The organism is Streptomyces sp. NPDC059787, from assembly GCF_042732315.1.
Taxonomy (GTDB): domain Bacteria; phylum Actinomycetota; class Actinomycetes; order Streptomycetales; family Streptomycetaceae; genus Streptomyces; species Streptomyces atrovirens.
The window spans coordinates 29,333-52,346 of sequence record NZ_JBHWHX010000011.1 but is presented as its reverse complement, the minus strand read 5'-3'; the positions used below and the strand labels follow the sequence as shown (position 1 = coordinate 52,346).

Annotated in this window: 17 protein-coding genes and 2 pseudogenes; 11 read left to right on the top strand and 8 right to left on the bottom strand. The window is 69.3% G+C overall.

Annotation, left to right across the window (positions count from 1 at the left end):
- Nucleotides 1–194: 194 nt before the first annotated feature.
- Nucleotides 195–574, top strand: a pseudogene (locus tag ACFV5H_RS12990) (IS630 family transposase); the annotation flags it as partial.
- Between the two features lie 83 nt (nt 575–657).
- Here ACFV5H_RS12990 and ACFV5H_RS12985 read toward each other — a convergent pair.
- Together ACFV5H_RS12985 and ACFV5H_RS12980 are read right to left on the bottom strand one after the other, a co-directional pair.
- The gene (locus tag ACFV5H_RS12985; RefSeq protein ID WP_385194573.1) at nt 658–1,248 is read right to left on the bottom strand and encodes an SMI1/KNR4 family protein; all 591 of its coding nucleotides are present in this window, start codon (nt 1,246–1,248) and stop codon (nt 658–660) included.
- 90 nt (nt 1,249–1,338) lie between these two features.
- A complete protein-coding gene (locus ACFV5H_RS12980; RefSeq protein WP_385194571.1) occupies nt 1,339–1,803 on the bottom strand; it encodes an Rrf2 family transcriptional regulator in 465 nt (154 codons plus the stop codon).
- Between the two features lie 130 nt (nt 1,804–1,933).
- Between ACFV5H_RS12980 and ACFV5H_RS12975 the strand changes: the two genes are divergently transcribed.
- The 4 genes and pseudogenes from ACFV5H_RS12975 to ACFV5H_RS12960 all read left to right on the top strand — a co-directional run.
- Nucleotides 1,934–2,683, top strand: coding sequence for an SDR family NAD(P)-dependent oxidoreductase (locus tag ACFV5H_RS12975; RefSeq protein WP_385194569.1), 750 nt, complete (start codon nt 1,934–1,936; stop codon nt 2,681–2,683).
- 327 nt (nt 2,684–3,010) lie between these two features.
- A complete protein-coding gene (locus tag ACFV5H_RS12970) occupies nt 3,011–3,511 on the top strand; it encodes a hypothetical protein (protein ID WP_385194567.1) in 501 nt (166 codons plus the stop codon).
- 35 nt (nt 3,512–3,546) lie between these two features.
- The gene (locus tag ACFV5H_RS12965; RefSeq protein ID WP_385194564.1) at nt 3,547–4,455 is read left to right on the top strand and encodes an NAD-dependent epimerase/dehydratase family protein; all 909 of its coding nucleotides are present in this window, start codon (nt 3,547–3,549) and stop codon (nt 4,453–4,455) included.
- 244 nt (nt 4,456–4,699) lie between these two features.
- Nucleotides 4,700–4,993: pseudogene (locus ACFV5H_RS12960) on the top strand (multiprotein-bridging factor 1 family protein); the annotation flags it as partial.
- A gap of 392 nt (nt 4,994–5,385) precedes the next feature.
- On the opposite strand, the gene ACFV5H_RS12955 reads toward ACFV5H_RS12960, so the two are convergent.
- The 4 genes from ACFV5H_RS12955 to ACFV5H_RS12940 form a co-directional block, all read right to left on the bottom strand.
- Nucleotides 5,386–5,817, bottom strand: a complete 432-nt coding sequence (locus ACFV5H_RS12955; RefSeq protein ID WP_385044540.1) for a hypothetical protein — start codon at nt 5,815–5,817, stop codon at nt 5,386–5,388.
- Nucleotide 5,818: 1 nt separating this feature from the next.
- Entirely contained in the window at nt 5,819–6,796 is a 978-nt protein-coding gene (locus tag ACFV5H_RS12950) for a hypothetical protein (RefSeq protein ID WP_385044543.1), read from the bottom strand.
- 344 nt (nt 6,797–7,140) lie between these two features.
- Nucleotides 7,141–8,208 (bottom strand): hypothetical protein, encoded by a 1,068-nt coding sequence (locus tag ACFV5H_RS12945; RefSeq protein WP_385044546.1) that lies wholly within the window; start codon nt 8,206–8,208, stop codon nt 7,141–7,143.
- A 171-nt stretch (nt 8,209–8,379) separates the two neighbouring features.
- Entirely contained in the window at nt 8,380–8,982 is a 603-nt protein-coding gene (locus tag ACFV5H_RS12940; protein WP_385044549.1) for an FxLYD domain-containing protein, read from the bottom strand.
- Nucleotides 8,983–9,329: 347 nt separating this feature from the next.
- Here ACFV5H_RS12940 and ACFV5H_RS12935 point away from each other — a divergent pair, with 347 nt between their 5' ends.
- Both ACFV5H_RS12935 and ACFV5H_RS12930 read left to right on the top strand, forming a co-directional pair.
- The gene (locus ACFV5H_RS12935; protein WP_385194562.1) at nt 9,330–10,208 is read left to right on the top strand and encodes a Scr1 family TA system antitoxin-like transcriptional regulator; all 879 of its coding nucleotides are present in this window, start codon (nt 9,330–9,332) and stop codon (nt 10,206–10,208) included.
- Nucleotides 10,205–10,390, top strand: coding sequence for a DUF397 domain-containing protein (locus tag ACFV5H_RS12930; RefSeq protein WP_385044556.1), 186 nt, complete (start codon nt 10,205–10,207; stop codon nt 10,388–10,390). Before ACFV5H_RS12935 ends, ACFV5H_RS12930 begins: the two co-directional genes overlap by 4 nt.
- Nucleotides 10,391–10,417: 27 nt before the next feature.
- On the opposite strand, the gene ACFV5H_RS12925 is transcribed toward ACFV5H_RS12930, so the two are convergent.
- Both ACFV5H_RS12925 and ACFV5H_RS12920 read right to left on the bottom strand, forming a co-directional pair.
- Nucleotides 10,418–12,244 (bottom strand): hypothetical protein, encoded by a 1,827-nt coding sequence (locus ACFV5H_RS12925; protein ID WP_385194560.1) that lies wholly within the window; start codon nt 12,242–12,244, stop codon nt 10,418–10,420.
- Nucleotides 12,245–12,288: 44 nt separating this feature from the next.
- The gene (locus ACFV5H_RS12920; protein ID WP_385044562.1) at nt 12,289–14,082 is read right to left on the bottom strand and encodes a protein kinase; all 1,794 of its coding nucleotides are present in this window, start codon (nt 14,080–14,082) and stop codon (nt 12,289–12,291) included.
- Nucleotides 14,083–14,329: 247 nt separating this feature from the next.
- On the opposite strand from ACFV5H_RS12920, the gene ACFV5H_RS12915 reads away from it, so the two are divergent.
- The 4 genes from ACFV5H_RS12915 to ACFV5H_RS12900 are packed head-to-tail and all read left to right on the top strand — an operon-like array spanning nt 14,330 to nt 22,888.
- On the top strand, nt 14,330–16,777 hold the full coding sequence (locus ACFV5H_RS12915) for a hypothetical protein (protein WP_385194558.1): 2,448 nt from the start codon (nt 14,330–14,332) through the stop codon (nt 16,775–16,777).
- 53 nt (nt 16,778–16,830) lie between these two features.
- Nucleotides 16,831–19,959 (top strand): helicase-related protein, encoded by a 3,129-nt coding sequence (locus ACFV5H_RS12910; RefSeq protein WP_385194555.1) that lies wholly within the window; start codon nt 16,831–16,833, stop codon nt 19,957–19,959.
- Nucleotides 19,956–21,806, top strand: coding sequence for a DrmB family protein (gene drmB / locus ACFV5H_RS12905; RefSeq protein ID WP_385194552.1), 1,851 nt, complete (start codon nt 19,956–19,958; stop codon nt 21,804–21,806). Before ACFV5H_RS12910 ends, drmB begins: the two co-directional genes overlap by 4 nt.
- Nucleotides 21,803–22,888, top strand: coding sequence for a DNA helicase (locus ACFV5H_RS12900; RefSeq protein WP_385194550.1), 1,086 nt, complete (start codon nt 21,803–21,805; stop codon nt 22,886–22,888). The genes drmB and ACFV5H_RS12900 overlap by 4 nt, the downstream gene beginning before the upstream one ends.
- Nucleotides 22,889–23,014 lie beyond the last annotated feature (126 nt).

Genomic DNA, 23,014 nt, shown 5'->3' with positions numbered 1-23,014 from the left:
GACGCAGCCTGCCGGATCGAGGACGAGGAGAGGCCCGCTGGGCCGGCCCGTGCCCTGTCCGCCGCTTCCGCCCTCGAGGGGGGACAGGCCGGTCACAGACCCATGACGACCACGCGGTCCCCGCACAGCTTGCGCAGGGCGTCCTCGTCGGAGGTGAAGACCGTGACCGGCCCCGGCCGTCGCAGGGCGACGGCCGCTACCTCCACGGCTGCTACTCCATCGGCGACGTCACCCTCTGGGGCGTCAACCGTCGACACGAGGGCACCGCCAACAGCCTGGCCGCGCTGAAGTCGATCCGCGCAGCCCGGTCCGACGGCACACCGATCTACGTGGTCCTGGACAACCTGTCCGCCCACAAGGGCCCCGACATCCGACGCTGGGCGGTGAAGCACAAGGCCGAGTTGTGCTTCACCCCGATCACATCGTGCAGACCCGGACTCTGCACGCCCACCTGCGCTGGCGCAACGCCAGCGGCCGCCACCGCGACGTCCTGGCCGCCGAACGCAAGGAACACGCCCGCATCCGCAGCGAGAAAGGCGTCCGCTGGGGTGGGCGGCCGTTGAAGGCGGCGTAACCAGCCGCGAACGGTGATCTCTGCGGACTCATTGAACCCGAGCCCGGTCAAGGTGTCCCGTCAGCCGCTCCAAAGTAGCCGCATTACCAGGGCTCCCCTGTGGATGGGTCGAGGCCCGCCTCCAAACGCCGTTTCTGCTCACGCCAGTTGACGAAGGAGGGCTCTCCGGGAAGGACGACACTGATCGTCTCCTCCTGGAATTCTTCATCGGTGAGCAGTCTGCGCAGGAACTCCGCCATTCCGAAAGGGTGGACCTGGAAGTGGGGATTCGTGTGCCGCCCGCATACGAGCACGGGCCACAGGTCGGGGTCGTCGCCCGTGGTCAGCCAGCAATAGATGTCTGCGCCACTGGTGACGCCCCAAGCCAGGATGGAGTCCGGGTCCACGTCGAGGGCCGCCCTGCCGCCGCACATCTCCCAGGTACCGCGGGCGTTCGCCGTCTCGTCCTTCAGCCCGGACCCGTCTGAGTAGGCGTCGGGCCGCGGAACCGGCAGCAGTATGCCGATCGCCTCACTGAGCTCCCCTGCCCCGTATACCTCCATGAAAGCGACATAGTCGGCCGGAAACCGCGTCCCCCAGGTCTCTTCGAGCTCGCTCCAGTCGATCCACTCGTTCACGCCGTGCGTCGTCGACACGACCTGCGCGAGCGCCGCTATTCCGGAGGTCCCGCCCACTTCCACTCCTTCACGTGCATCTTCGAAAAGCCACAACCTGCGCGATCACGCTCCCCACAGAAAGGGAAGGGCCGGCGCCGGCACGAACCTTCAACCCGGCGAACCGTCCGGGTCTGAGCACTGGCGAGGTGCCGCGAGTACGTCCCCGAGTACCTTCTCGAGCGTGACGCGGACCAGTTCGTGTCTCAGGGTCTCCTCGATGCCCTCGTAGATGCCCCGCATCGCCGGCTGGATGCCGTGACCCACCACGCATCCCTGGTCCGGGGTGGTGCGGTGCATCGCGAACAGCGGGCCGGGTTCCACTGCCTCGTACACGTCGAGCAGGGTCATCGACTCCAGCTCGCGTGCCAGCGACCAGCCCGCGCCCGCGCCCCGCCGGGACTCCACGAGCCCGGCTCTGCGCAGCTCGCCGAGCAGCCGTCTGATCACCACGGGGTTGGTGTTCGCGCTGGCCGCGATCTGCTCGGAGGTGGCGACCTCGTGGCCCTGGCGCTGGTAGAGACCGATCCAGGCCAGCGCATGGGCGGCGATGGTCAGCCTGCTGTTGGCGCTCATGAACCCCTCCTCTCGGCCGCAACGGTTCATGTTACGACAACTTAGTCGTAACAGTAAAGGTTGCAACAAGCTGTCGTAACAATTAGCGTTGCGACTGTCGGGGGAAGGGCCAATCGACGAGGAGAGAAGAATGAGCAAGCCACTCACGGGCAAGGTCGCCCTGGTCACCGGGGGGTCGCGCGGACTGGGAGCCGCGACCGTACGGCTGCTGGCCGAGCAGGGCGCCGACGTCGCCTTCACCTACGTCAGCTCCGAGAAGCAGGCGCAGGCCGTCGTCGACGAGGTGCACGGCAAGGGAGCCAAGGCCGTCGCCTTCCAGTCCGACCAGGCGGACACGAGCCGGGCGCCGGCGCTGATCGACGACGTGGTCGCGCACTTCGGCGGCCTGGACATCCTCGTCAACAACGCGGCGATCTCCGTGGCCGGCACGGTGGACGACCCGGACGCCGACACCGCCGCACTGGACCGGATGCACGCCACCAACTACCTCGGCGTGATCGCCGTCGTCCGGGCCGCCTCCCGAGTGCTGCGCACGGGCGGCCGCATCATCACGGTGAGTTCCGGACTGGGCTCCCGGGTCGGCGCCCCCGGCCTCGCCGACTACGCGGCGACCAAGTCCGGAATCGAGAGGTACACCATGGGCGTCGCACGCGACCTCGGGCCCCGGAACATCACGGCCAACGTCGTGGAGGCCGGGCTGATGGAGGGCGGCATGGAGCCGCCGGACCCCGAGACCCTCAAGGTCCTGGTCGGCTCGCTGTCCCTGCAGCGCATGGGACACCCCGACGAAATCGCCGCGGCGATCGCCTTCCTCGCGAGCCCCGCCGCGTCGTACGTCACGGGCGCGGTGCTGGACGCCCACGGCGGCTACAACGCCTGAACCCGAACCCCTGCCACGCGCCCCGAAGGGCATCGCGCCTTCGGGGCGTACGCACCGCCGACGACCCGGTGTCGTACATGCTCGCCCGGCCGCACGAACGGCCGCCTCGCCCCACCTTCCACGCGTCACCCGAACCGCAAGTCCTGACGACTGCTCGCTGCCCGCCGGTGCAGCCAGGCGGAGACGGAGAGGCCGATGGTGGCGACGGCGGCCACCGCGGCAATTTTTGCCGTAGCAGCAAGGCTCCTTCGCGAATCGGCACGGTTGCGCGGAGGCTGCTTCTCGAGCGCCCCCGACTGCATCGGGGTAGGTACGAGAGGGCAATCGATGACCAGCAGTGACATAGCCGCAGCCGCAGCCGCTGCGAGCCGGCCCGACGAGCAGGACTCCGAGTCGTCCGCCCGCTTGGCCGCTGTGCGCCAAGTCGCCAGTCGGTTCACCGGGACATACGGCCTGACGCAAGTCGACCCCGAGTTCGGTCTGCTCTTCGCCGAGACCGTGGAGGTCTGGCACAGCTTCGATCACGAGACCGTGTCACTTCCCGGCGATGAGTTCGCGGGTGCGATGCTGCGGATGCTCCGTGCGACCGCCGGCCTCGTGAGAAACCACGCCGACCGCATCTGGTCCCTCCAGGTCGACCACCACGGCTTCGCTCTGGCCGCCACCGCTTCGGGCGAATTGGAGAACGGCACCCCGGTGCGCATTTCACGTTGTCTCCAGGTGACGGTCCACGAGGGGCGCATCACTCGCATCTGCGAGTTCGGCGACCGACAGCAGCGCCTGCCGCTGGATGAAGCCCTGCGTGCCGCAGGCCGCTTCCGCAGCTGACACCCCCACCACCCCCGACATCGCCAGGAGTCATCATGGACGTCTTTCTCACAGGTGCCGGCGGCTATATCGGCGGAGCCGTAGCCCGCCGTCTGATCCGCGAGGGGCACACGGTGCGCGGCTTGACCCGCACGCCCGGCGTGGTCGATGCTCTCGCCGCCGCCGGCATCGAACCGGTCGTCGGGGAACTCGACGACACGGCGCTGCTCAAGCGAGAGGCCGACCGCGCCGACGCGGTCGTCAATGCCGCTCACAGCGACCACCGCGGCGCTGTGGCCGCCTTTGTCGACGCTCTGCGGGGTTCGGGCAAGGTGTTGATCCACACCAGCGGGACCAGCGTCATCGGTGACGACGCCCAGGGCCGGTACGCATCCGAGGTGGTCTTCGACGACGCGAAGCCCTTCGGCCCGGGGGACCACGAGATCCGGCGGGCCCGGTACGCCATCGACCGCTCCGTCGTCGACGCCGGTGCGGCGGGAGTGCGTTCGGTGGTGCTGTGCAACTCACTGATCTACGGCAACGGCACGGGACCGCGCCCGCAGACCGTGCTGATTCCGCCGCTGGTCACACAGGCCCAGGCCGGCAAGACCGTCCGCGTCGTCGGACGCGGCCTGAACCGCTGGTCGACGGTGCACCTCGATGACATGGCCGACCTGTATCACCTGGCGCTCACCGACCCCGCGGCCACGGGCTTCTACTTCGTGGAGGGCGGCGAGGACGCCTCGTTCGCCGATATCGGTGAGGCGATCGCCCGTCGGCTGGGTCTGGGGCCGGTGGAGCCGTGGGATCTGGACTCCGCCGCTGCCGCGTGGGGGGAGGGTTTCTCCCGGTACGCCCTCGGCGCCAACAGCCGCGTACGCGCCACCCGGGCTCACGACCTTGGCTGGCACCCCTCGCGTCCGTCGATCACGAAGTGGATCGAGCAGGAAATGCCTTTGCCGTGAGGCGGTCGGTGCGTCGGTGGTGTGGTGGCGCGGTCAAGGGTGGGGCCGGGGGCTCGCCTCCAGGGCGAAAGGTCCCTTCCGGTTGCGGACATGCGGCTCTCGCGTGAGCGTCCATGCGGGGTCCCCTCGTACGGTGCGTCACCGTACGGGGATGACGGGTGAGTTGTACGAGTGTCCTTCTGGCTGCTCCCGGCGTTTTTCATCAGAGGAACCCGGTGTGCGCGAACCTGGAGGTGGGCCTCGGATGACGACCGACCATGTGGAGCCGGCGGTGCCGGGCGGGGAGTGCGAGCGGGAGCCGGACCCGTCGGACAGTCTGCGGACGTTCGGGGCCGTCGTGCAGGCGCTGAGGGAGCACGCGGGGCTGAGCAGGGTGCAGTTCGGGGAGCTGGTGCGGTTCTCCAAGCACACCGTGGAGTCGGTGGAGTTGGGGCGACGGATGCCGGACGCGTCCTTCGTGGAGCGGGCGGAGGAGGCGCTGGGGAACACGGGGGCGTTGCGGCACTCGGCGCGGTTTCTGACGCGGGGGGATGCGGGGCGTGGCGGCCTCCGGACGTTGCTGGATCAATCAATTCTCCAGCAACCCGACTCCATCAGACCCGGGGCGAACCAGCGGTGCGCCGAAACCTACGGGGTGGCTTCGGTTCCTCGGCCGTGTGGAGAGGCACGGGCAGGATGCCCTTGCCCCGCAGATCGTCGCTGGTGATCAGAGGGCTGTCGCTTTCTCGTCCTGAGTCGACCACCCGACGGACCTGTGCCGCGGCGAGGGACTGGTTGCCGACCGTCGGAACTCGCCTGCACTTCGCCGTCGGGCGCGCGGAGTGGTCGCGGTTCGTGGGGGCCCGAGCATTTTTCGTCCCGGCGGTCGTGTAGCGATGACGCCACCGGCGCGACTCGTCGTCGGCGGCGTCATCTTTCCGCGCGTTGTGGTCAGAGATCCCACACCTGGTCGGGGTCGTCCAGTGCCGCCCGGACCTGGGAGAGGTCTCCGATGTCCGCGAGCGGCGAGCTCTTGGCTACGTCGACGATGCCGCGCACGACACTGTTCAGCACTTCGCCGTTGCCTTCGTCGAGCGCTCGGTCCAGCCTGGCGAACATCTCCTCGAAGAGGTTGCGCCGCTCCGCGAACGCCTGGGTGAAGTAGTCCTTGAGGACGGCTTCGGCGGCCCGGATCCGAGCGACCTCCGTGGCCTCGTACGCCTCCAGACGGGCCCTCTTGGTGCTCTCGACCTCATGGATGTGGATGCACTCACGGGCGGCTTCGACGATCTGGTTCAGCGCGGCGAAGCCGTCCGCCGCCTGGACGGAGCCCTTGGCCGCCTTGAAGACCTTGCCGACGTGCACCTTGGTCTGGTCGGGCACCTTAATTCTCCTCGGTCAAGGGTCTGTACCTGATGGTGAGGTTCGAGCTGCGCTCGTCCAGCTCGCCTTCTGCGTCGACGATCGGAGTCGTCGCCACGTCACGGACCGCCATGACCAGGGTCATGGCCCGCTGGAAGCGTTCGGCGTGACTCCGCGGCTCGAACGGCTCGGATTCCAGGAGGTCCAGCGCCTCAAGCCCTCGGGAGGTGAGGTCCGTCAGGAGGTCGCGCAGCTCCGCAACGCGGGCGTCGACACCCTTCAGGCGGGTGTCCGTCTCGTCGAGTTCGGCGATCGCCACGGCGACCTTTGCCTCGAACTCCCTTGCCTGGGTGATCGCCTTCTTGCCTTGGCCCTTGAAGACCAGGCCACCGACGAGCAACGCCGGGCCGATGGTGACGAAGTTGAGCGCCGCCGTCCCGAGTGCCACTCCGCCGCCTCCCGACGCGAGCGCCCCACCGCCCAGGAAGGCAAGGGTCGCGCTCTCGGCCGCGGCGCCCGTCAGACCGGAGATCGCCGCTCCGGTGCTCGCGACTCCGAAGCTGCTCGCTGCCGCCGCGATGCCGGCGCCCGTGCTCGCGCCCGCCGCCGCGGATCCGAGGGCTCCGCCGATCCATGCCGCCGCGTTGACGTCGAGGCCGTGCAGCCCAGGGATTTTGGTCATGGTGGCGTCGACGCCGTCCACCAGCAGCCGCTCGCTCTCGCGCACCTGTCGTTCGTGGCGACGCAGGAAGTCGCCCATGCGCACGACGACATCGATGAGCGCCTGTTTCTGCTGCTCCCCCAGTGTCTTGAGAGCGGTGTTCGTCACCGCCAGCGCTTCCTCGGTCTGGGCTCGGCGTTGCTCGTAGTCCTGGCCCGCCTCTTCCAGTCGGGCCTTCGAACGCTTGAGGTCGTGGATACCTTTGCCGCCGAGGGCGACTCCACTACCACCGGTCGCCACACCGACACCGATGAGTATGACCGGTATGAAGAACGGCACGATCCCCCCTTGATCCCCATGGCCCTGCGCGAACGGACGGGTCCACCCGCCCGTTCCCCCTGCTGGGTGCGACGCAAGGGGCCATGCATGCTGTTGGTGCGCATTGTTGGCTTTTCGAGCATGACGATGAGCTGTTACTTCTGTCAACGCGTTCCCGGATGTCGGGCATTCGAATTTTCGTATGTGCTGGACTCGTCGGGCCGGCCCGGGATGCGGACACCCTCGTTTGCTTCGCCGTCAGCTCCTTGCCGCAGCGGCCACCAGCAGGATGCCGCAGAAGAAGCCGCGGTCGAATGGCAGGAACGGCGGTCGGTCAGATCTCGGCCGGCCGGTGACCTTTATGGTCAGGAAGAGCGCCAGCGGTTGCGGCCGTCGGAGCCGGGGCCGCAGACCATGGGGGTTCCGGCCTTGGTCACGCCGGTGGCACCGAGCGGGGAGCAGTAGGAGCCGGGGTGCACGGTGCCGACGTTGCTGCTGCCGTCGTCGGACGACGAGGAGTCGCCGCCGGCGGTGTCGCTGCCGTCGTCGTAGTCGGGGTCGTTGGCGGGGATCTTGTAGGTCGTGTCCTTCTTCGACGGGCACTTCTGGACGAGATCGGCGTCGGTCCACTGCCCCAGGTCGAGGTGGATCGTGGTGGTGGAGGTGACGTCACCGTTCTCGTCGGGGCGTTGGAAGCACACGCGCCACTCGTCGCCTTCCTCGGCGGCCTCTTCGGCCGTGGGTGCGTCGATGTCGAGGTAGACGTCGTCGAGTGTGACGCTGTCGAGGTCGATGCCGGCCCGGTCCAGTGCCTTGACCGCCGTGTTGTAGGTGTCGCCGACGACATCCGGCATCTTCGGCCACGGGAGCGGTCCGCCGTCCTTCGTGGGGCAGGGCTCGTTGTCCTTCACGGCGGCGAAGACGACGGACTGTGCGGTGGTGTCGGCCTTCTGGAAACACACCGTCCACGCCGATCGTACGGCGATCGGGCGGTCCTCCGGGGACGCGTCGTGACGCTCGGGCGTGAAGCCGGCCGCTCGTGTGCCCTTCTCGGCCTCGTCCAGTGCCTTGCCCGTGTAGTCGGTGAGCTCGGGGGCCTTCGAGGTGGTGGGGGATGGAGTGGCTTCGGTGTTTTTGCCGTGCGTGTCCTGTGCGCTGACGTCGGACTTGTCCGGTTTGCTGTCGTCGAGCTGCCCGCTCATGCCCGCGCTGATCAGCATCAGGAAGAAGGCGCCGAACGTGGCGCCGAGTCTGGCGTACCAGCGCCATGCGGGCAGGACCCACACGGCCACCATGGCGGCGATCATCACGAGGAAGCCGAGCCCGAGGCTCACCGCGCTGAGCAGAGCCACGAGGGCCAGGAGGCCGAGCAGGGCGGGCGTGGTCCTCCACCAGGGCCGGGACGGGGGTGGAGGGGTGTTGTACGGGTTCACGGGCTCTCTCTCGTTCTCCGGTGTTCGGCGTTCGGTGTGGACCGGGTCGGGCCCGGGCTCGTGTCGGGGCACGACGTCCAACGGCCCTGGCCGTGCTGTTGTTACGCGAGTGGTTGACGGACGCGTACCCCAGAGGCCGTGGTGCGGGCGCGTCCGGGGCGACGGCGGCTGTCAGTTGGCCAGTGCCATGCGTTCGACGTAGGCGACCTTCACGGACGTGATGTCGGAGAGCTCGTGCTTGTCCTCGAGCGTGCCGTACGAGGTGAACTCGCTCTTGTCGGCGTCGGTCTCGCCGGCGGCCAGGTGCTCCGCGCCGATGTAGGTCTGGCCGACGTAGTCGCCGTCCTTGTCGAAGGCGTTGACGAGGATGGAGTAGTTGGCGGGTTCGTCGCCCTTGTTCGTGATCTTGTAGACGAATTCGAAGGTCGATTCGGGCTCGGTGTCGTCGTCCGCGTCGCAGTCGTTGAACGAGTAGATGTCCGAGTCGTCGCAGTACTCGTCGTCGCTGTCGTCGTACGAGTCGCTGTCGTCGACGACGAGCTTGCCGCCCGAGACCTCGACATGGTCCATGGGGTCCCCGTCATCGGACAGCGCCCAGTAGGTGACGCCGCCTATGAGGAGTACGGCGACCGCGGCGGCGATGACGCGGGTGCGGTTGCCCGGCCGTCGTGGGCCGGGAATCGGCGGGGCCGGCGTCGGGGCAGCGGTGGGTGACCCGGCGGGCAGCGGGGGAGCGGGTACTGCTTCCGGTCTTTCGGACGTGCTGTCGGACATGGGGTGGTGACTCCTCGTCTGGACGGTGCGTGCCCACTCCGTGAGCGGCGCGTGTGCGTGAGCTCAGCTCAGAAACGGAGCCGATGCGTTCACCGGGGCAGGGTCGCCCCCGGCCTCCTGGGTGCTGTGCGTCCATGCCGGGACGGCGATGTGCACATAGAGAGTATGAGTAGTGCACGTTAGCGCTGTCAACAAGTTTTATGACTCGCGAGTGTGACCCCGTACGCTGCGTCAGCGTACGGGCACGTTCGGTGGGCTGTGCGAATTCCCGTGGGTCACTGTGGGTGCCTTCGCGTCCTCGATCACGGGGACTTGGCGCGTGCGCACGTATCTGGAGGTGGCCTCGTATGACGACCGACCGCGTGGGGGCCGTGGACCCGGCGGAGCCGGTGATGCCGGGCGGGGAGTGTGAGCGGGAGCCGGACCCGTCGGACAGTCTGCGGACGTTCGGGGCCGTCGTTCAGGCGCTGCGTGAGCACGCGGGGCTGAGCCGGGCGCAGTTCGGGGAGATGGTGTGCTTCTCCAAGCACACGGTGGAGTCGGTGGAGCTGGGGCGGCGGATGCCGGACGTCTCCTTCGTCGAGCGGGCGGAGGAGGTGCTGGGCAACACCGGGGCGTTGCGGCACTCGGCGCGGTTCCTGACGCGGGGGGAGGCGGGACTGGCGGCTTGGTTCCGGCGGTGGGCGAAACTGGAGCGGGTGGCGGTGAACCTGTGCACGTACGAGTGTCGGCTGGTACCGGGGCTGTTGCAGTCGCAGGGCTACATGCGCGCCCTTTGCGAGAACGACATCCCTCCCATGGCTGACGAGGACCTGGAAGCCACGGTGCAGGCGCGACTGGAACGTCAGTGCCTGCTCAAAGAGCGACCCAACACGGCCTTCGACTTCATCGTGGAGGAGTCCGTGTTCATGCGACGCCTCGGTGGTACGGAAGTGACGCGTGAGTTGATCGACTATGTACTTGATGCCGTCGCCCCAAGGAACATCACCCTCCAGATCATGCTGGCGGACAGCGAGCATCACGCATGCATGGCCGGACCGATCCAGCTGTTGGAGACCCCGGACGGCAGCTGGCGCGGCTACGCGGAGGGACAGGAGAACGGCCGCCTGATCGCTGACCCGAAACAGGTCAGCAGGCTGCATATGCGCTATGCGAGACTGCGCTCGCAGGCCCTTACTCCGAAGGACTCCAGGGGCCTGCTGGAGCGGATGAGAGGAGCGCTATGAGCACGCCTGAACTCGACTGGTTCAAGTCCAGCTACAGCAGTGCACAAGGTGACAGCTGCATTGAGGTCGCCGTCACTGAACAGGCCATCCATGTGCGGGATTCCAAGGACGTGACGCGTCGGCCCTTCGCTGTCGGGCGTGAGGAGTGGGCGCACTTCGTGGAGTTCGCTGCGGGGGCCTGAGCCGCGAGCCGCTTTGGTGGACTCTCGTCACCGTCCTTCGAAGTGCCGGCGTAGTGCCATCCGCCAGTGCGTGTACAGCGCTTCGGGCACAGGTGTAAGCCGGTCCAGGTTGAACAGGACTTGGCGGTAGAGCGGATGCGGCTGGCGCGTGTCGTGTGCGGTGATCAGTGCGGACAACGGCGGGCTGTCCTCGGGCGTCTCGCGGTCCACCTCGACGAGTACGGAGACCTTGTCGTCGGGGTGGAGCCCTGACAGAGGAGCGCCGATCCGTTGGGTCAACTCGCTCCACGTCGTCGTGCGGCGCTCCCGTGCCGCCCACCTCAGCGCGAGGCGCACGGCGGTCGCGTAGCGGCAGATCTCGGAGAGGGTGGGACGCTCGGCGAGGCGGGCCACGTGCTCGCGCCATCGGGCGATGTCGCGACCTTCGTCGGTGGCCAGTTCGGGAGCGAGGCTCTGCGCCAACTCTTCGGCACGGTGGAGGAGTCGGCGAATCTGGTCCAGGTGTAGATCGTCTCCCTCACGGTTGAGCCGGTCCGTGAGTGCGGCGAGCCGTTCCCAGTCCTGGTACAGCTCTTCCGCCGCCTGGTCTGTCACCCAGTCGGTGAGTTCGTGTACTGCCTGCTGTTCGGCGGTGGAGACGGCGAGGGCTTCCAGATCGACGGTGAGCTGCTCGACGTACGTGAAGTCGTTGGCTCTTTGAGCTTCTCGGGCCAGGTCCATGAGCACGTCATAGGCGGCGCGGCGACGTAGGGCAGGGGAGTCGGATAGCTTGGCAGGGGAGGGTGAGCGGCGTTCGGGTTCTTGGGGGGCGGGGGCCGGAGCGCTGGTCGTGGCCCGGTAAGCAGCGTGTGCGCGACGGATTTCGCGGTTCCAGATTGCCAGGACGTTGGTGTCCGAGAGGTTCTTCTCCCAGCCCAAGTGCTCCAGGACGTCCCTGAAGAACGGCGCCGGCCCACCGTCCGACCCCTTGATCAGGGCGGAGAGCACGGGCTTGCCTGACAGGCGGGGGCGTTCAATCTGGAGCAGAAGGTTCAGCCAGCGGCCGATGGTGAGTTCGTCCTCTGACGGGAGAGCTCGTTTGCGGAGCGTCGCCATGTTCACCATGCCGCGGTTACGGGCGGTGTCTTCCAGGGCCTCGCGGAGGGCGGCGACTGTTTCCTCGTTGTGGAACCGAACTTCGGTGGAGGGCGGCTCGGTGGGGGTGTCCGGAGCGTGCTCGACCTCTACCGGTCGTACCGAATCGGCAGCGATGTGCCAGAGCCCGTCATCGCCGACGGACAGGGGGGCGTCGATCGGCTGGTACGCCCAACGGGAATCCAGGAAGGAAGTCCGGCTGGGCAAGGTCAGGCGTGCGGTGATGCGAACCGATACCTCGTAGAAGTGCTCTGCTTCTGTGGCACCGACGAGTGTGGCGTCGTGGAGGGTGACGCTGTCCGGAGCAATAGGGAGGGCAACCTGCGGGGGAGCCTGCTGCTCAGCTTCGGAGGGGAGTGGTGGTGTGTCGTCCTTGGCGTGTAGGAGACGTGGTGTCAGTACTCGTCCGTCCGGTGCCAGCGTGCACTCAGTGAGCCGAGTCCATTCCACGGAGCCGTCCGGGAACTGCGTTCCCACCTCCACCTCTCGGCCTGCCCTCATGGAGCGGCACTGGACGCGCAGAGCGTATCCCTGCCGGTCCACCTGCCAGTTGGCGAGGAGGCTGTCGGGCCCCATGAACCAGTCGAGACCCGAGCGGCGGGTTCGCAGTTCCGCGTCCACCTCTTCCCACTCGCGCTTCGAGCGCCGGGCCAACTGCACACGTAGGAGACGGCTACCACCGTTGTACAGGACGTCGACGACTTCGCGGACCTCGTGCATCTTGGGTTTGTACACGGGCTGTGCGCCGCGCTGCCCTTGGTTTTTCAACCACGCGGCGAGGGCATGTCCGATGTACAGGTGGTCCGCACTGGCCTCGTCACGCTCGGCCCGCTGGCACCTCTCCGCGGCGGACACGTGGGCGAAGTGACATTTCCTGTCGCGGTACTGCTTGGGGGACAGCCGGTTGCCGCAGCCACCCAGGAGTGTGCCGCAATAGAAGGCGCGCTGCGGGTGGAGACGTATGAACTCGTCGTAGTCCTCTGCATCCGTCGGAAGAAACACGGGCACATCGGAGTGTGCGTGGCCGGACACCGCCGTCTGGACCTTTCGGGTGTCTTCCTCTTCGAGTGGCGGCATGAGGGCTCCGGATAGCGGTACAGGGGGAGGGCAAGTGCGGGTTGGCGGGCCGGGGCTTCGGGCCCGCCAACCCGCTGGTTTAGGCCGACTTGGGGTGACGGGGGCCGCGGCCCGGAGGCGGGGTGAGGGTGGAGGTGTAGTTCTCGCCGTGCGCGGCGGCGTCGATGGCCTCGCGCTGGTGGCGGTGGAGGGTGAGCGGACGGCCGTCCGGGACCGTGCCGCCCTTGGTCTTCCCGGCCTGGAAGATGCGGGCGCACTCCGGGTGCAGCACCTGCTCCCCGACCAGTTCGGCGACTGTGCCGCCGCTCTGGAAGAACCGGGTTGAGGGACAGCCAGGGGTCCGGCCACTGGGCCTTGTCGTCGAGGTCCTTCTCCACGAACGCGGCGACACGGTCGTCGCGGATGACGGTGCCGCCCTCGGTGAAGTCGCGGTAGTCCTTGATGAGTGCGCGGTGCACGCCGAAGACGTCCATCGCGGTGCCGGAGGCCGTGACCGGCGCAGGCCGCGGGGCGGCGGGCTCGGACGGGGAGGCGGCGGTGCGGGCGCCGGCGGCGACGAGGTGACGCGTCGGGTCGAGGGCGCTCCAGTGAGGGAGCCGGGAGGTGTCACCGTCCCGCACGGCCAGCGGGTGCAGGGCGTCGCGGACCTCGGCCGCGTTCGCCGGACGGTCGGCCGGGTCCTTCGCGAGCAGCCGGCCGACGAGGCGGATCAGCTCAGCGGGGATCTCACTGCGAATGACGCCAATGGGCGTCGGCTCCGCCTCCAGGTGCTTGCGGGCGAGCTCGAAGGGCGACTCGCTGATGAACGGAGGTACGGCGACGAGCATCTCGTACAGTACGCAGCCGAGCGCGTACAGGTCGGCGGCCTGGGTGACCTGGCGGGCCTCGAACTGCTCGGGCGCCATGTAGCGGGCGGTGCCGACGCTGACGCCCGTGCTGGTCAGCCGGGACTCGTCCGGGTCGTCGACGATGCGGCCCATGCCGAAGTCGAGGACCTTGACCGTGCCGCCGCGGGTGAGCATGACGTTCGCGGGCTTCAGGTCGCGGTGCACTACATCGGCCGCGTGGGCGGCTGACAGGCCGTCGGCTATCTGGACGCCGATCGCGGCCACCCAGGAGATGGGCAGCTGGCGTTCCTCCTCGATGAGGTCGCGCAGCGTCTCGCCGTCGAGGAACTCCATCGCCAGGTACGGCAGTCCGCCGTCCTCGCTGACCCCACCGGCGACGAGCCGGGTCAGGCTGGGGTGCTCCAGGCGGCGCATGATGCGGACCTCACGGGCGAACCGCTCCACCGACTTGGCGTCCGCCCCGGTGTCGATCAGTGCGCCCGAGCGGCGGCGCAGGATCGTCTTCACGGCGACCTGGCGTCCGGCGCTGTCTTCCGGAGCCTGGAGGTCCTCGGCCCGGTGCACTTCCCCCATGTTGCCCTTGCCGATGACCTGTCCGACGCGGAACCTGCCGTCGATCAGCCCCTGCCCCACAATCGCCCCTTTTCCCTCACTAATTCGTCACCCTGCGCGAGGACTCGTCCACGTCCGGCGATGGGTACTCGCGCTTACTGACACCGTTTCAGGCGCACGATTTCCAGTACTGTACACGAGAGTGGTAATTCTTACTAGAGATTGATTCCGTTGACAGCGCTAACGTGCTATCTGTAACTTTCCGCGTGTCGTCGGGTTGGGAGTGAAGGTCGTGGAGCGTCGAGCGTTCGGGGAATCCGGTGCGTCCGTGTCGACGGCCGCACTGGGGGAGCTGCTGAAGCGACTGCGCCGCGCTGCGGTCGACGGAGTGGTGCCGGAGCGTGAGTTCGTTCAGGGTGTGCGCGTGCTCGCGGTGGACGACGCCGCGCAGGGCCGGTTGCGTGATGAATTGGCCCGGCTGGGTCTGCGTGTGGGGAACTTGCACGTGCACGCCGACATTGACTCACACTTCAGTGAAAAGGTTGTAGGGGGAAATGAAAAAAGCGTGAATCCGCGTGTTGCGCTCGCACGAGGGCTGCTGGCGAGGTATGCGGACGCCGAGGGCGGTGTGACGTCCCGAGTCGTGGAGGGCGTTGTACGGCTGTCGGGGCTGAGCGTCCGGGAGGCGGCCGAGCTGTTGTCCGGGGCCAGTGTCCGGCCGGACACGGACGGCGCCGTGGAGGGAAATCCCGAACCTTCCGGGACTTCCGGAGTGCCTGAAGGGCCGCTGAAGGGCGTGTCCTCCGCAACTGCCGGGAAAGGTCCGGCTCCGGCGACGCGACTGCCGTCGAACACGAACGAGGTGAGCCGGGCCGCCGTGGCGACCACGGCAGACTGGGACCGCGCCCGTCAGCTGGCCAAGGAACCGCCGAGCCAGGCATGGCTCGCCGAATACGCGCTCGCCGCCGTGGGGCGTCGGAGTCTCACGGAGCTCATCGGTCAGCCCGCCTGCGAGGCGGCCTTGCGCGTCGCACGGGACCGGGAGCCTGCGGATCACTCAGTACTGGCGGCACTCGAAATCCTCCGCCGTGTGTGGGACAAAGTCGCGGAAGCAGGTCTGCGGCCCGAGGACTTCCTCGACCGACCCACTGACGCGTTCGGTGATGCGACCCCCCGCTCCTGCCTTGCGGCCAGGCCTCTGGTGCACGCGGAGTCGCGGTTGGCAGTACGCAACGCGCTACGCAAATTCGCCGTCGCGGCGGAGCCGCCTGCGGAGCCGGTACAGGAGGTGGAAAGCTTGGAGGAGACGCCGGGCGCGGGGCACACAGAGGAGGCCCAGCCTTCTGGTACGGACGAGCGGCCCGAGACGGCCATCCGTGAGGTGTCCTCTGCCGACACGGATGCGACCGCGGCCGAGCCTGAGCGAGCCCCGGTGCACACCGAGTCGCCTTGGGCCGGGCCTTCGGCGCGGATCGGCGCCCGGGAGACCGATGCCGCAAGGGGACTGCAGTTCACCGCCGACTGGGCCAAAGCCACGGCGTTGGTCCGACCGCCGTTCGGCGGGGAGGTCGCCTGGCTCGCCGAGTACGCGCTGCTGGCCGTGGGGCGCCTGCAATTGGGAGCGCTGCTCGGTTCGTCCGCCGCTGACGCCGTGGTCCGCGCCGCGCGACGGCGAGGCATGCTCAACCGCCACGCGATCAAGGCGCTCGAAGTACTCGAAGGCGTCTTCGACACGGTCAAGGAGCTGGGGCTCAGGCCCGAGCACTTCTTCGAGCGGCCTGCCGATGCTCTCCTCGGGATGACCCCGCGGACGTATCTGACCGAGCAGCCCCTGATGCGCAATGAGTCGCGTCTCGCCGTCCGTGACGCCCTGCGTGAGTTCGTCGACGCGCAGGCGGAACGGAACGAACCGGCCTCGGTGACCGACGAAGCGAGCGCACCCCAAGAGCCCCGGACCGACACGGAGGAGCCCGCGGCACAGCCTTCCACGGACGCCGACCGGATGCTCGCCGAGGTGCACACCCAACACGAGGCCGAAATCGCCCGGCTCGCACGGGAACACGAGCACCGGCTCACGGAGGAGCGAAGCGTCGCCGCCGAGCACCTTGCGGCCGTCCGGGCGGAGGCCGAACAACAGCTCGCCGCGTTGGAGGAGCAGCTGCTGGACCGCGCGGACCGCACCATGGAGCGACGTGAGCAGCATGTGCGACGTCAGGCCGAAGGAGTCCTTGCACGTCTGAAGGAAGAACACCACGAGGCGTACCAGGCGCTGCTGCGCAGGACCGAGCGCGCGGAGGAGACCGCCCGGCAAGCGGACGGCGCCGAGGAACGGATCCATACCCTGGAGCAGAGGCTGCGCGAGTACCGTGAGGGCGCCGAAGCGCATATCGGGGATCTCGAGTCACGGCTGAGCGAGGTTCAGTCGGCCGCCGACGAACGCGAACGCGCCGCCGCGTCGGCGCGGGAGGAGTACCGCGAGGGTGCCCGACTGCGCGTCGCCGAGGTGGAGGCACGGCTGCGGGAGGCCGAAGCGGCCGTCGCCCAGCGGGACCTGTTCGTCGAGGCGGCCCGGCGGCGCGCCGAGGAGGCCGAGCAGGAGGCGGCCCGGCGCATCGCGCAGAGCGAGCACGACGCCTGGCTCCGCATCACCGACCTGCAGACGCAACTCGGCGAGATGCAGACGCGGCTCAGCGAGGTACAGGCGCAACTGGCCGCGGCCCAGGAAGCAGCGGACCGCGGTCGCGGCTCCCTCCGGGACCGCTGGCGCCGCTCCTGAGCCCGCCGGCCGCCCACCCGCCCCCCTCCGCACTCATCGACACCAGGAATCCCATGGACCCCAGACAGGAACTCGTCTCCTACCTGCGGCGGCAACTCGTCGGCCCGGTCGACGGCGACGACGAGACGCTCGACGCGCCGCCCGACCGGCAGTACCTCATGGGCACCCTTTACCCGCAGGAATCCCACCTGCAGGGGCAGTTGGACCTCGCCAAGGAGGAGTTCGACGGGGCCGGCACCGAGCGGGGAGCCGAGGACACCGCGCCGGCGGGCGCCCCCGTGCCGGAGTCGAACTCCTGGCTGCCGTCGTCGCTCGGATTCAGCTTCTACACCGACGCCGAGACACTCGAGGTCGAGTGCTCCGCCGCCCGTTACCGGACTCAGTCGCGCAGCGGTCAGCGCGGCCGGACGTGGCAGCGGATCGCGATACCGGCCGAGACGCACCTCCTCGGCCCGGACCGGGACCAGATTTCCGTGCTGGACGCGCGAGCCGAACTACGCATCACACGACGCGACTTCGGCAACGGGAAGCTCGTCACCGTCGCCCTCGTCAACGCTGCCCGGTACGACTCCGTGCTCGGCAAGAACGCCCACTGGGACGGGATGCTGTTCCAGGTGGAGCTGCGGGCTCGGCCCGTCGACGGGCAGGTGCTCCAGTATCCGAGCGTGCGCCTGGCCAGCAGGGACCTGGAGGAACAGGAACTGCGCCTGCAGTACCGGCATGTGCGCACCCACGCCGTCGGTCACGGGTGCGCCGTCGAGGAACTGCGGGACGACGCCGACCGGACGGTGACGGGACTCCGGGCAGCCGTCATGCCCGAGGCGGAGGTCACGGGCGTACGAGCCGCCGGACTCACCGACACGCCCGCGCTCAGCCTCGCCCACCTCGCCGACCCGGCCGTCTCCGTCGATCAACTCCGCGAGGAACTTTTCGAGTTCGCCTCCGCGTACCGGGCCTGGTACGTCGGTCAGCTCAACACCGAGGTGCCCGAGTGGGGCCGTGAGGCGGCCGAGCGCGTCCTCGGGCGGATCGGCACCGCGGTCTCCCGCATCGAGTCCGGCGTACGCACCCTCTGCGACCCCCGGCGCCCCGAACTGCTGCACGCCTTCCGGGCCGCCAACCACGCCATGGCCCTGCAGATGCGCCACTCCGTAGCCGACCTCGCCGGCACCCGGCGCCCCCGCCGCGACAACGGCGTACCGCCGGACCCGCAACCGTACGCGGACGCCACCTGGCGCCCCTTCCAGCTCGCGTTCTTCCTGCTGGCCGTCGACGGCGCCGTCGACCCCCGGCACCCGGACCGCGCCGTCACGGACCTCATCTGGTTCCCGACCGGTGGTGGCAAGACCGAGGCGTACCTGCTGCTGGCCGCGTTCGTGATGGTGCTGCGCCGGGGCGGACCCGACGGCGGAGGCACCGCCGTGCTCAGCCGGTACACGCTCAGCCTGCTGACCACACAGCAGTTCCAGCGCGCCGCGACGACCGTGTGCGCCCTGGAGTCCATGCGCCGGGCCGACCCGGCCACCTACGGCGAGGAGTCGTTCTCCATCGGGCTGTGGGTCGGTGAGACCACCACCGCGAATAGTTACGACAAGGCGCGCCGCGACTTCGACGACGCGCGAGAGGCCGCCACCCCGGACGACGTGTTCATCCTCGACCGCTGCCCGTGGTGCGGCACGCGCGTCCTGCCCGCCCACAAGTCGCCCGACACCGGCGACTACGGGGTGCGCGCCGCCGCAGACTCCTTCGCCTTCTTCTGCCCCAGGGACGAGTGCCTCTTCCACGACGAACTGCCCGTCGCCGTCGTGGACGACCACCTGTACGACCGTCCGCCCACCTTCGTCCTCGGCACCGTCGACAAGTTCGCCCGCCTCGCCTGGGAGCCGCGTGCGGGACGGCTCTTCGGCGCCGGCACCGGGCACCGGCCGCCGTCCCTCGTCATCCAGGACGAACTGCACCTGCTCACCGGCCCGCTCGGCACCACCGTCGGCCTCTACGAGTCCGCCGTCCTCGGACTGTGCGCCGCTCCGGACGGCACCGGGCCCAAGGTCGTGGCGTCCACCGCCACCATCCGCCGCTCCGGTGAGCAGGTCCGCGCCCTGTACGGGGGAGACGTCCAGCTCTTCCCGCCCGCCGGACTCGACGCCCGCCGCTCCTACTTCGCCGAGCTCGACACCTCCCGGCCGGGCCGCCGTTACGTCGGTGTCATGGCCCAGGGACACACCGCCGGCCGTGCCTCCGTCGCCACCGCCGCCGCCCTGCTCCAGGGCGCCTGGGAACTGCCCGAGGAACACCGGGACGCCTACTGGACGCTCGTCGCCTACCACCACAGCCTGCGCGAACTGGGCCGCACGGTCACCGCCGCCGCCGACGACATCCCCGCCCAGCTCGCCGGACTCGACTCCGGCAGCGGTGTGCGTCCCCTGCCGGACCAGCAGGTCGAGGAACTCACCAGCAACCTGCCGCGCTCCGAGCAGCCCGTGCTCCTCGACCGGCTGGAGAAGGGCTGGGACGACACGAGGTCGGTGTCCTTCCTGCCCTGCACCAACATGCTGTCCGTGGGCGTCGACGTGAAGCGGCTCGCACTGATGCTGATGCAGGGGCAGCCCAAGACGACCGCCGAGTACATCCAGGCCACCAGCCGCGTGGGCCGCCACGCCGTGCCCGGACTCGTGGTGACCTTCTTCAACGCCACCCGCCCCAGGGACCGTTCGCACTACGAGACCTTCGACGTGTACCACCGCGCGCTCTACCGGCACGTCGAACCGACCAGCGTCACCCCCTGGTCCGTGCCCTCCCGCCGCCGCGCCCTGCACGCCGTGCTCGTCGTCCTCGTACGGCACCGGCTCGGACTCGCGGCCGAGAACCAGGCCGGGCAGATCCTCGACCGGATGACCGAAGCGGAGGAACTGGCGGAGGAGTTGGCGGTGCGGGCGGACACCGCGGAGCCGGGGGCCGGCGACGCGGTGCGCAAGGAGCTCGCCGGGCTGCTCGCCGACTGGGAGGACCTCGCGCGCCAGGCCCGCAAGGACGGCCGTGAGCTGTACTACCGCAGCCAGGGCAAGGGCCAGTCCAACCTCATCAAGAGCTTCGAGCAGGTCCACGGCCTGTGGGAGACACCCAACTCGATGCGCAACGTCGACCGGGAATGCCAGGTGACAGTGAAGGGAGCCGACCTGTGAGCCGCACACTCCGGGTACGTCAGTCGCAGACCGTGGTGCCCTTCGGGGTCGGGGCCGTCTTCGACATCCAGGGCGAGTCGTTCGTCGCCACCGGCATCGGCGACTGGCCGTCCCGCGGCAGACAGCCCATCGACTCGCCCCGGCTCGCGGACCGCCTCGGCGTCTCCGGCTTCTACGCCGCGCCCGCCGCCGCGGGCGACCGCTTCGACGTCGCCGACGCACCCGGAGCGCCGTACATCCGTTTCCCCTCCTGGCTGTTCTGCGGTGTCTGCCGGCGAATGAAGCGGTGGCGGATCGCCGACGAGAAGCGTGGCCAGGCGCCGTGTTGCCCGTCCTGCTCTCCCGCACGGACGCTGGCGCCGATGCGGTTCGTGCAGATCTGCCAGGCCGGTCACCTCAGCGACGTCGACTGGTGGTTCTGGGCGCACTCGCGGCGTGACGGAGGCGAGCGGCGGCGGTGCGGGGAACGTGAGAAGCTGCGCTTCCTCGTCTCCGAACGGGCCTCCGGCCTCGAAGCGCTCTCCGTCGCCTGCACCGCGAAGGGCTGCGGAGCCATCCGGGACCTGCTCGACATCCTCGGCACCCACGGTATGCGCTGCTCGGGACGGAACCCCTGGCAGTGTGCCGGTGAAGCCGGCGAGTGCCCGCGCCCGGTGCAGATCGTGCAGCGGACCGCCGGCAACCTCTACTACCCGATCGTGCACTCCGCGCTCGACATCCCCGAGACCGACGTCCCCGCGCACGCCGACGACGTGCTCGCGAACCAGGTCCGCGAACACCACCTCTGGGTGTCGCTGTGCCGCGACCCCGCCTCGCCCCGTGCCGCCCTGTTCCGGCAGATGATCCAGGAGGACACAGGAGCCGACGACGGTCTGCTGGACGCACTCCTGGCCGAGGAGACGGGCGATACGAGCCCTGCCGTCACGGCTGCCGCACCCGACGGCCCCGCACGGCCCGACCTGAGCCGGGAGGAATGGGCCGCGTTCACGGCACCCGCCCCGCCCGCCACCCGTGACTTCGCCCTGCGCGAGACCACGCTCGGCCTGGCCGGCGAGACCGACGAACCCTGGGCCGGCCTCGCGAGCCGCTTCGGCCGCGTCGTCCTCGCCGACCGGCTTCGCGAGGTCCGCGCCCTGTCCGGCTTCACCCGGGTCTCCCCGGACGCCGCCGTCGTCCCCGCCGACACCTCGCGTCGGCTGAAGTGGCTGCCCGCCGTCGAGGTCTTCGGCGAGGGCGTCTTCCTCACCCTCGACCACGGCGCGCTGAAGGACTGGGAGGAGGACCCGGACGTACGCGGACGCGTCAAGGGGATGCGGGCCGACCTGGACCGCTCCTTCCAGAAGGACCGGCTGCAGAACGTGACCGGTCCCGAACTCTCCCCGCGCTTCGTCCTGTTGCACACCCTGGCCCACCTCGTGATCCGCCAGCTGTCCTTCGAGTCCGGCTACACGACGGCGAGCCTGCGCGAACGGATCTACGCCCGCCCCGAACAGGACCAGTACGGCATCCTCGTCTACACCGCAGCCGGGGACGCCGAAGGCACCCTCGGCGGACTGGTCCGCCAGGGCGAACCGCCGCGGCTGGCCGAAACACTGCTGCGGATGACCGAGTCCGCCGCCTGGTGCTCCGCCGACCCGTTGTGCGCCGAACACTCCGGGCAGGGCTTCGGCAACCTCAACCGGGCAGCCTGTCACGCCTGCGCCCTGCTCCCGGAGACCAGCTGTGAGGCCGGCAACAGCCTCCTGGACCGGGCCCTCGTCGTCGGCGGCGAACGGGTTCCCGGCTACCTGCAGTCGATCGTCACCGCCGCCCGCGCCGCCGCGGCGGGAGCCCTGGAGCAGCAGTGACCATCACCTACCTCGACCTCGACCCCGACCAGCGGTCCGGCCTCGACGGACTCCCCTTCGACGGCAACCACCTGGTCGGCGGACCGCCGGGCAGCGGCAAGAGCGTGCTGGCCGCGCAGCGCGCCGCCATGCTCGCCCTCACCGGCACCCCGGTGGTCCTGCTGACCTACTCCAACCTGCTGCGCCAGTCGCTCGCCGGCACGGTGCACGCACTGGGCCCCGCGGACCGCTCGGTCCGCGTCATGACCGCACACCGCTGGCTCGCCGACTGGTACGGCGCCACACCTCCCGGCGGCGGCGACGGCTGGTACGACTGGGACGCCCTCCACAACCGTGCCGCCGACACCGCACCGGCCGTCGGGCCCACCCTGGTCATCGACGAAGGGCAGGACCTGCCACCGGAGTTCTACCTGCTGTGCCGCATGCTGGGGGCCCGTACGACCGTCTTCGCGGACCAGTGCCAACGGCTCACCGACACCAACTCCACCCTCGACGAGATCGCCCGCAACCTCGGCCGGTGCACCCGCCACGAACTCGCCGGCAATCACCGCAACACCGAGCAGATCGCGTCCTTCGCGGCCCACTTCCACACCGGTGCCGACACGCCGGTCCTGCCCGGCCGCCAGGGACCGGTGCCGCGCCTGCACCGCTTCCACGAGCGGGGCGTCGCGGACCTGCTCGTCCTGCTCGCCGAGACACAGCCCAAGAAGAGCATCGGAGTGATCGCCGCCACCAAGCACACCCAGTTCTCCCTGCTCGGCAGCGTCCAGAACCGCGCACCGCGCCTGAAGCCCCAGCTGTACATGTCCGAGTCCAGGGGCGGTCAGTACCGCAACCTCGACCTGGGCCGGCCCGGCATCGTGATCGTGCACCGCCGCAGCGCCAAGGGGCTCGGCTTCGACACGGTCGTCATCCCCGACACACACGCGGATGCGGGTACGGACCCCACCTCCGCCGCCCTGCGCATGTCGTACTACGTGATGGCCACCCGCGCACGGCAGGAACTCCACCTCGGCTACGAAGGGGAGTCCGAGCCACCTCTCCTGGCCCAGGTGAATCGCGGGGAACTGCAACGAGGGTAGAACGGCCCGTGAGAGCGCGCAGGATCTGCCGAGTGTGCTTGTCCTGCGGGTCGTGCCTGGCGTCGCGCAGCGCGCAGGCCGCGTTCGGTGTCCCAGCAGCCGCCGTCCGCGGTGAAGGGCACCGCA